The sequence below is a fragment of the Serratia sp. CY83965 genome, from assembly GCF_052166375.1.
Classification (GTDB): Bacteria; Pseudomonadota; Gammaproteobacteria; order Enterobacterales; family Enterobacteriaceae; genus Serratia; species Serratia marcescens.
This window is the reverse complement of sequence record NZ_JBJNOV010000016.1, coordinates 209,805-218,323: the sequence shown is the minus strand read 5'-3', so window position 1 is coordinate 218,323 and position 8,519 is coordinate 209,805. Positions and strand designations below refer to the sequence as shown.

The 8,519-nt window shown below is 60.5% G+C and carries 8 protein-coding genes; 5 read left to right on the top strand and 3 right to left on the bottom strand.

Annotation, left to right across the window (positions count from 1 at the left end; translation table 11 throughout):
* On the top strand, positions 1–438 hold a 438-nt coding region (locus ACJ8PL_RS22455), incomplete at its 5' end, for a transketolase-like TK C-terminal-containing protein (protein ID WP_442531399.1).
* 50 nt (positions 439–488) lie between these two features.
* Here the strand turns inward: ACJ8PL_RS22455 and nudK are convergent.
* Complete coding sequence (gene nudK / locus ACJ8PL_RS22450) at positions 489–1,064, bottom strand: GDP-mannose pyrophosphatase NudK (protein WP_016926753.1); 576 nt, start codon at positions 1,062–1,064, stop codon at positions 489–491.
* Positions 1,065–1,422: 358 nt separating this feature from the next.
* Between nudK and narQ the strand changes: the two genes are divergently transcribed.
* Entirely contained in the window at positions 1,423–3,099 is a 1,677-nt protein-coding gene (gene narQ / locus ACJ8PL_RS22445; RefSeq protein ID WP_016926752.1) for a nitrate/nitrite two-component system sensor histidine kinase NarQ, read from the top strand.
* A gap of 161 nt (positions 3,100–3,260) precedes the next feature.
* Positions 3,261–3,893, top strand: a complete 633-nt coding sequence (locus ACJ8PL_RS22440; RefSeq protein ID WP_004941753.1) for a response regulator — start codon at positions 3,261–3,263, stop codon at positions 3,891–3,893.
* 32 nt (positions 3,894–3,925) lie between these two features.
* Here the strand turns inward: ACJ8PL_RS22440 and ACJ8PL_RS22435 are convergent, their stop codons facing one another.
* The gene (locus tag ACJ8PL_RS22435) at positions 3,926–4,204 is read right to left on the bottom strand and encodes a winged helix-turn-helix domain-containing protein (RefSeq protein ID WP_016926751.1); all 279 of its coding nucleotides are present in this window, start codon (positions 4,202–4,204) and stop codon (positions 3,926–3,928) included.
* Positions 4,205–4,496: 292 nt separating this feature from the next.
* Between ACJ8PL_RS22435 and acrD the strand changes: the two genes are divergently transcribed.
* Positions 4,497–7,634 (top strand): multidrug efflux RND transporter permease AcrD, encoded by a 3,138-nt coding sequence (acrD, locus tag ACJ8PL_RS22430; RefSeq protein ID WP_016926750.1) that lies wholly within the window; start codon positions 4,497–4,499, stop codon positions 7,632–7,634.
* Positions 7,635–7,760: 126 nt separating this feature from the next.
* Here acrD and ypfM read toward each other — a convergent pair whose 3' ends face one another.
* The gene (ypfM, locus tag ACJ8PL_RS22425) at positions 7,761–7,820 is read right to left on the bottom strand and encodes a protein YpfM (RefSeq protein WP_100396732.1); all 60 of its coding nucleotides are present in this window, start codon (positions 7,818–7,820) and stop codon (positions 7,761–7,763) included.
* Positions 7,821–8,036: 216 nt separating this feature from the next.
* Between ypfM and ACJ8PL_RS22420 the strand changes: the two genes are divergently transcribed.
* Positions 8,037–8,516, top strand: coding sequence for a tetratricopeptide repeat protein (locus ACJ8PL_RS22420; protein WP_016926749.1), 480 nt, complete (start codon positions 8,037–8,039; stop codon positions 8,514–8,516).
* Positions 8,517–8,519: the final 3 nt, after the last annotated feature.

Below are 8,519 nucleotides of genomic sequence, written 5' to 3'. Positions count from 1 at the left end.
CGCCAGAACCTGACCCAGCAGCCGCGCACCGCAGAGCAGCTGGCGAACGTGTACCGCGGCGGCTACGTGCTGAAAGACTGCGCGGGCACGCCGGACGTGATCCTGATCGCCACCGGCTCCGAAGTGGGCATCACGGTGGAAGCGGCGGACAAGCTGACCGCGGCGGGCCGCAAGGTGCGGGTGGTGTCGATGCCGTCGACCGACGCGTTCGACAAGCAGGATACGGCGTACCGCGAGTCGGTGCTGCCGGCGGCGGTGACGGCGCGTGTGGCGGTGGAAGCGGGTATCGCGGACTACTGGTACAAGTACGTGGGGCTGAACGGCGCCATCGTGGGCATGACCACCTTCGGTGAGTCGGCGCCGGCGGAGCAGCTGTTCGCCGAGTTCGGCTTCACCGTGGACAACGTGGTGGCGAAGGCGCAGGCGCTGCTGAAGTAAGCGGCCTGGCGCAAGCCGATAAAAAAGCCGGTCATCATGACCGGCTTTTTTTATTCCATCACCCGATGAATCTGCAAATACTGCAGCAGCATGATGGTCTTGCCGTCTTTAATGCGGCCATCGGCAATCATCGCCACCGCGTCGCTGAACGGCAGTTCGATCACTTCGATATCTTCATCTTCAATGCCGCCGCCGGCCGCGCGCCGCTCATCGTCATGGTATTCGGCGATAAAGAAGTGCACGATCTCGGTCACGCCGCCCGGCGACATGTAGGCTTCGAAGATTTTCTTGACCTCGCCCACCTGAAAACCGGTCTCTTCCACCGCTTCGCGACGCGCGCACTGCTCCGGCGAATCGGCGTCCAGCAGGCCGGCGCAGGCCTCAAGCAGCATGCCGCTTTCGTTGCCGTTGACGTAGGTCGGCATGCGGAACTGGTTGGTCAGCACCACCGTGCCCTTGGCGCGGTTGTACAGCAAAATGGTGGCGCCGTTGCCGCGATCGTAAACCTCGCGCATCTGTTGCACCGAACCGCCGTTTTTGCGTTTCAGATCGAACGTGTACTTGTGCAGCACATACCAGTTGTCCGACAACAGCTCTTTCTTCACATTCTCAATTTTCGACGACATGACCCTTTTTCCTTGAGTTGCAACGTGAAAATCATACCGCGATTACGCTGCGCCGCAGCAGACGATTTGCAACAAAAATCACAACGCCTCTCCGGGCAAACCAGGATTAAAAAGACATCGTGGGCAGACGCATAATCTGACAGACGAATCGCATCCGCAAAGACAAATCCTCAGTGGAAACCGGGCGGCGGCTGAACATCGGCGGGCATTTCGCTATTCATTTGATTACACGACGACAATTGTTCCCGTTTTGTTGACAACTTGATACAAATCGCGGTGCAATTTAGTTGCAAAAGTTATAGTTTTGCTTTCGAATGAAACTGGCGCAGCCCTCACCTGAGAGAAAAGGATTCCGTGATTGCTTGTTAAACGTTCCGTGACCGGCAGCCTGGCCAGGGCGCTGTTCGGCATCGTGATACTGTCGGTGCTCGCCACCGGGTTGGCGTTGACGACCGTCGCCGGCAGCCAGAGCGATGCCGAGGCGATCAACATCGCCGGTTCGCTGCGCATGCAAAGCTACCGCCTGGCCTTTGATCTCGATCGACAGAGCCCGGAGCTGGAGCTGCACCTGCAGCAGTATCGGCAATCTTTGCAGGCGCCGGCGCTGCAAAAGCTGGCGCGCTTTTACGTCCCGGCCGAGGTGCGCAACCACTATCTGGCGCTGCAACGAACATGGCAAGCGATGGAGCGGCAGATCCGCGACGGGCAGGCCGCCGCCTACCGGGCGGAGGTCGCCGGCTACGTCAACCGCGTCGATCATTTTGTTTCCGCTCTGCAGCGTTATTCCGAGTTGAAACTCACCCTGGTGGCCGCCGTCAGCGTACTGGGCTACGCCGCCATCATCGGCCTGGTGCTGTTCTGCATCCGCTTTATGCGCCGCCAGGTGGTCACGCCGCTGCAGCACCTGGTCGACGCCAGCCAGCGCGTGCAACAGCGCGACTTTCGCCACCCGCAGCTGGACGTGGCGCTGCCGAACGAGCTCGGCGTGCTGTCGCAAACCTTCAGCGCCATGTCGGACGAGCTGGCCCGGCTCTATCAGTCGCTGGAGCTGAAAGTGCAGGAAAAAACCCAGCGCCTGCAGCAGGCCAACGAAACGCTGGAGGTGCTGTATCGCTGTTCACAGGCGCTGAGCGTGCGCCAGATCGATCAGCAGGCATTCGAGAATGTGCTGCGCATCGTGCGCCAAAGCGAACGACTGCGCTGCATCCGGTTGAACGTGGCGGACGATCATGGCCAGTGGCAACTGAACGAAGGAGAGCCGGCGCCGGCGCAAACCTGGAGCGCGCTGCCGATCACCCAAGGCGATAAACTGTTGGGTGAATTGCGATGGCAGCCCGAAGCGCAGCCGCCGCATCCTCACCTGATGCAGAGCCTGGCCAACATGCTGGGGCGCGGCGTCTACTTCAACCGGGCGCAAAAGCAGCACCAATATCTGCTGTTGATGGAAGAGCGTGGGACCATCGCCCGCGAGCTGCACGATTCGCTGGCGCAGACGCTGTCGTTCCTGCGCATCCAGCTGACGCTGCTCCGGCGCGCCGCCGACGATCCGGCGGCGCAGACGATTATCGACGATTTCGATCGCACGCTGGCCGATGCCTATCGCCAGCTGAGGGAATTGCTGGCCACCTTCCGCCTCAACATTCAGGAGGCGGATCTGAATGCCGCGCTGGAGCAACTGTTGCAGCCATTAAAGGCGCTAACCCCCGCGCGGATTCAGTTACACTGTCGGCTGCCCTCGCAGGCGCTCAACGCCCAGCAGCAGGTGCACGCGCTGCAGATCGTGCGCGAGGCGGTGCTCAATGCCGTCAAGCACGCAGGAGCGAGCGAGATCGCGGTGTGTTGCGAGGTCAACGCCGCAGGCGACAACGTATTCAGCATTACCGACGACGGTTGCGGCATCGCCAGTCTGGAAGAACCGGAAGGGCATTACGGCTTGACCATCATGAGCGAACGCGCGGCGCGACTGGGAGGAACGCTGCGCATCCGGCGCAGAAGCCGCGGCGGCACGGCGGTCTGCCTGACATTCTCGCCCTGACCTTGCGGCTGTTCACTCTGCGTTACGGTTGCCGCCGGGCAGAAGGCCGCCCGGAGAGGTTTGCGGTGCAGAATGCCGCTATTTTTGAAGAGACAGTCCCACTGTGAAGCACGCCTCCGGGCGCGTTTGAGTGGCTTTACTTGCTACAGGGAGCATTTTTCATGGTGATGAAGCAATACCGAGTCATGATCGTTGACGATCATCCGTTGATGCGGCGCGGCATCAAACAACTGCTGGGACTGGATGCGCGATTTGGCGTGGTGGCGGAGGCCGGCAACGGCAGCGAGGCGGTTGCGCTGGCGCTGCAGCACGCGCCGGACGTGATCTTGTTGGATCTGAACATGAAGGGCATGTCCGGGCTGGATACGCTGCGGGCTCTGCGCGACGAAGGCGTAGACGCGCGCATCATCGTGCTGACGGTCTCCGACGCGCGCAGCGATCTGTATGCGCTGATCGACGCCGGCGCCGACGGCTATCTGCTGAAAGACAGTGAACCGGAGCAGCTGCTGGAACACATCAGCGCCGCCGCCGAGGGGCAAAACGTGATCAGCGACGCCATGGCCGACTATTTGCTGGCGCGCAGCGAGCAGCGCGATCCCTTCACCGCCTTGACCGAACGCGAACTGGACGTCTTGCAAGAGGTGGCGCGCGGCCTGTCCAACAAACAGGTGGCGGCGCAGTTGCATATCTCTGAAGAAACCGTGAAGGTGCACATCCGCAACATACTGCGCAAGCTGGACGTGCGTTCTCGCGTGGCGGCGACGGTGATGTACCTGGAGTACAAAAGCCACTGATCGCCCCGCCCCGGCCAATACGCCGGGGCCGCCTACTCGATGGCGCCGAGCAGCGCCTGATGATGCTGATGCACCCAGCTCTTGTTGAACGGCCCCCAGCTTTCCAACTGATAAAAACCGTCGTTGTTGCGCACGCCCTGCTGCACGAACTGCAGCTCGACGCCCATGCCGGGCAGCGCCTTCAGCACATCCTGCAACGTGCGGCGCGGCCAACCGGTCAGCGCCATCAACCGCGGCACATTGGGCCGTTCACTGTGGCTGATCAGCCAGCATAAATAAAGCCGACGGGCAAATACCGGGTTAATTCCCATGCCAAGCTCCTGCTGTAAGGTGAATCCAGTTTTTACTTTCGGTTACCTGCGGCGAAGAGATGCGCAAGGCCTTTGATAGTAATAAAAATGTCTTAATAGCGTCCAATTATCGGCGTCGGTGCATCCGCGCCGTTTTCCGCTACCGTTATTTACACTATCTCCTTTTTTTCTCCACGCTTTCCTCGACTATCCCGAGTAAAGTGCAATAGCGCCGGAATCCTTCCCTGCCGCTGAAATGCATATTTCCGATGCGTTTTAAAGATAGAACAAGTCATAACGAGGTTCGCGCTGCATGGCCAATTTTTTTATTGATCGCCCGATTTTCGCCTGGGTGCTGGCAATTATTCTTTGCCTGACCGGGGCATTGGCGATTTTTTCTTTACCGGTAGAACAATACCCGAATTTGGCGCCGCCGAACGTGCGCATCAGCGCAACTTACCCAGGCGCTTCGGCGCAAACGCTGGAAAACACCGTCACCCAAATCATTGAGCAAAATATGACCGGCCTCGACAACATGATGTATATGTCGTCGCAGAGCACCAATACCGGCCAGGCGACCGTCACGCTGACGTTCGAAGCCGGCACCGATCCCAACGAGGCGATGCAGCAGGTGCAAAACCAGCTGCAGGCGGCGATCAAACGTTTGCCGCAGGCGGTGCAGAATCAGGGGGTCACGGTCTCGAAATCCGGCGACACCACGCTGATGATGGTGGCGTTCGTCTCCACCGACAACAGCATGGACAAGCAGGACATCGCCGATTACATCGTCTCCAACCTGCAGGATCCGCTCAGCCGCATCAACGGCGTCGGCAGCATGGACGTGTATGGCTCGCAATACGCCATGCGCATCTGGCTCGATCCCAACAAGCTCAACAGCTACCAGCTCACGACCCAGGACGTGGTCAAGGCCATTCAATCCCAGAACGCCCAGGTGGCGGTCGGCCAGTTGGGCGGCACGCCATCGGTCGATAAACAGGCGTTGAACGCCACCATCAACGCCCAGTCGCAGCTCCAGACGCCGGAACAGTTCCGCCAGATCACCTTGCGGGTCAATCAGGACGGCTCGCTGGTGACGCTGGGCAACGTCGCCACCGTCGAACTGGGCGGCGAGAACTACAACTACCTCAGCCGCTACAACGGCATGCAGGCCGCGGGCATGAACATCAAGCTGGCCTCCGGCGCCAACGAACTGCAAACCGACCAGTTGGTGAAGGACAAGATCGCCGAGCTGTCGCAATACTTCCCGCACGGGCTGGAGGCCAAAGTGGCCTATGAAACCACCCCGTTCGTCAAAGCCTCGATCAAGGACGTGGTGAAAACGCTGCTGGAAGCCATCCTGCTGGTGTTCCTGGTGATGTATCTGTTCCTGCAGAACTTCCGCGCCACGCTGATCCCCACCATCGCCGTGCCGGTGGTGCTGATGGGCACCTTCGCCATCCTTTCCGCCTGCGGCTTCAGCATCAACACCCTCACCATGTTCGCCATGGTGCTGGCGATCGGCCTGCTGGTGGACGACGCCATCGTGGTGGTGGAGAACGTCGAACGCGTGATGAGCGAGGAAGGCCTGCCGCCGCGTGAAGCCACGCGCAAATCCATGGGGCAGATCCAGAGCGCGCTGGTCGGCATCGCCCTGGTGCTGTCGGCGGTGTTCGTGCCGATGGCGTTCTTCGGCGGCACCACCGGCGCCATCTATCGCCAGTTCTCCATCACCATCGTCTCCGCCATGGTGCTGTCGGTGCTGGTGGCGATGATCCTGACCCCGGCCCTGTGCGCCACGCTGCTCAAACCGATCGCCAAAGGGCACCATCACGGCAAGCGCGGCTTCTTCGGCTGGTTCAACCGCATGTTCAACCGCAACGCCGAACGCTATGAGCGCGGTGTGGGGCGCATTCTGCACGCCAGCGGCCGCTACATGGTGATTTATCTGCTGTTGCTCGGCGGCATGGCGCTGCTGTTCATCAAGCTGCCGACCTCGTTCCTGCCGCAGGAAGACCGCGGCATCTTCACCGTGCAGGTGCAACTGCCGGCGGGCTCGACCCTGCAGCAAACCTCCAAAGTGGTGGAAAAGGTCGAGCGGTACTTCCTCACCGAAGAGAAACAGGACGTATTGTCGGTGTTCGCCATCATCGGCTCCGGGCCCGGCGGCAACGGCCAAAACGTGGCACGCCTGTTCGTGCGGCTGAAAGACTGGGACCTGCGCACCTCGGGCGCCAACAGCTCGTTCGACATCATCGATCGCGCCACGCTGGCATTCAACAAGATTAACGAAGCCCGGGTGATCGCCAGCAGCCCGCCGGCGATCACCGGTCTCGGCAACTCCTCCGGCTTCGACATGGAGTTGGAAGACCACGCCGGGCTCGGCCACGCCAAACTGATGGCGGCGCGCGATCAATTGCTGCAGCTGGCCGGGCAAAATCCGCTGCTGTCGCGCGTGCGCCACAACGGCCTGGACGACAGCCCGCAGCTGCAAATCGATATCGATCAGCGCAAGGCTCAGGCGCTGGGCGTATCGATCGACGACATCAACAATACCCTCTCCACCGCCTGGGGCTCGACCTACGTCAACGACTTCGTCGACCGCGGGCGGGTGAAAAAAGTCTACGTGCAGGCCGCGGCGCCGTTCCGCATGCTGCCGGATGACATCAATAAATGGTATGTGCGCAACAGCGCGGGCGGCATGGTGCCGTTCTCGGCCTTCGCCACCTCGCACTGGGAGTACGGCTCGCCGCGGCTGGAGCGCTATAACGGCAGCTCGGCGCTGGAGATCGTCGGCGAGGCGGCCAACGGCGTCAGCACCGGCACCGCCATGGCAGAAATGGAAAAACTGGTCAGCCAACTGCCGACCGGTTTCGGGCTGGAATGGACGGCGATGTCCTATCAGGAACGGCTGTCCGGCTCGCAGGCGCCGGCGCTGTACGCCATTTCGCTGCTGGTGGTGTTCCTGTGCCTGGCGGCACTGTACGAGAGCTGGTCGATACCGTTCTCGGTGATGCTGGTGGTGCCGCTGGGGGTGATCGGCGCGGTCGCCGCCACCTGGCTGCGCGGTCTGGAGAACGACGTCTATTTCCAGGTTGGCCTGTTGACCATCATTGGGCTGTCGGCGAAAAACGCCATTCTGATCGTCGAGTTCGCCAATGAGCTGAACCATAAAGGCCAAGATCTGATGTCGGCGACGCTCGACGCGTCCCGCATGCGCCTGCGGCCGATCCTGATGACCTCGCTGGCGTTCATCTTCGGCGTGCTGCCGATGGCCACCAGCAGCGGCGCCGGTTCCGGCAGCCAGCATGCGGTCGGCACCGGGGTGATGGGCGGCATGATCTCCGCCACCCTGCTGGCGATTTTCTTCGTGCCGCTGTTCTTCGTGCTGGTACGGCGCCGCTTCCCGGGTAAAGCGCATCCGGCAGGCAATACGCCGGCCAGCGGGGACTGATCCGCGGGATATAAAAAAAGCAGCGTCGGGTTACCGATGCTGCTTTATTTCGAACGAAAATCTCGTTCCCAAGGCGTTTCAGTGACGTTCCAATGACTCAACCTTGCCATCTGCTTCAACGCTGTGTCAGTTGCCCAACATCTCATCAATGAAGTCTTTCCAGTTTCCTAATTCACGATCAACCATAATACTTTACAACCTCAATTATTTGACGAAGCGGATTCTACGCCTGTTTTTTGACCATGTGAAGGGAAACGGGAACGATGCCGGGCCCGGAAACCGGGCTTAGCGCACATTTTCGTATTTATCTGATCAATGTTTAGTGCCGCTATTCCCTTGTGATATCAATTTCTCCGCGGTAGCGTGTAAAAGGTATAAAAATACGCCAATGGAGCGTCGATCATGTCCAGCTCTTTGTCTCTCTCGCAGTTGAAAACGCAGGGCCGCTATCAGGAGGCGACCGCGCTGGCGCTAAGGCAACTGACGGCAGAGCCGGAAGCGGCGATGTTGCACTTTCAGCTGGCCTGCCTGTATGACGTACAGGGCCTGGAGCAACAGGCCATTCCCTGCTACCTCGCGGCGTTGGCTCGCGATTTGCCGCCCGCCCAGCGCCGCGAGGCCTGGCTGGGTCTCGGCAGCACCTACCGCGCCCTGGGAGAATATTCGGCGTCGCTACGGGCTTTCGACGACGGCCTGGCCGAGTTCCCGCAGGCCAACGAGCTGATGCTGTTTCGCGCCATGGCGCTGTACAACCTGGGTGAAAATAAACGGGCCGTGACCGATCTGTTGCTGCTGCTGGCGGACACCTCGTCAGACCCCGACATCCGCGGTTATCAACGCGCCATTCGGCACTATGCCGCCGATCTCAGTCTTATCGGTTAGAGG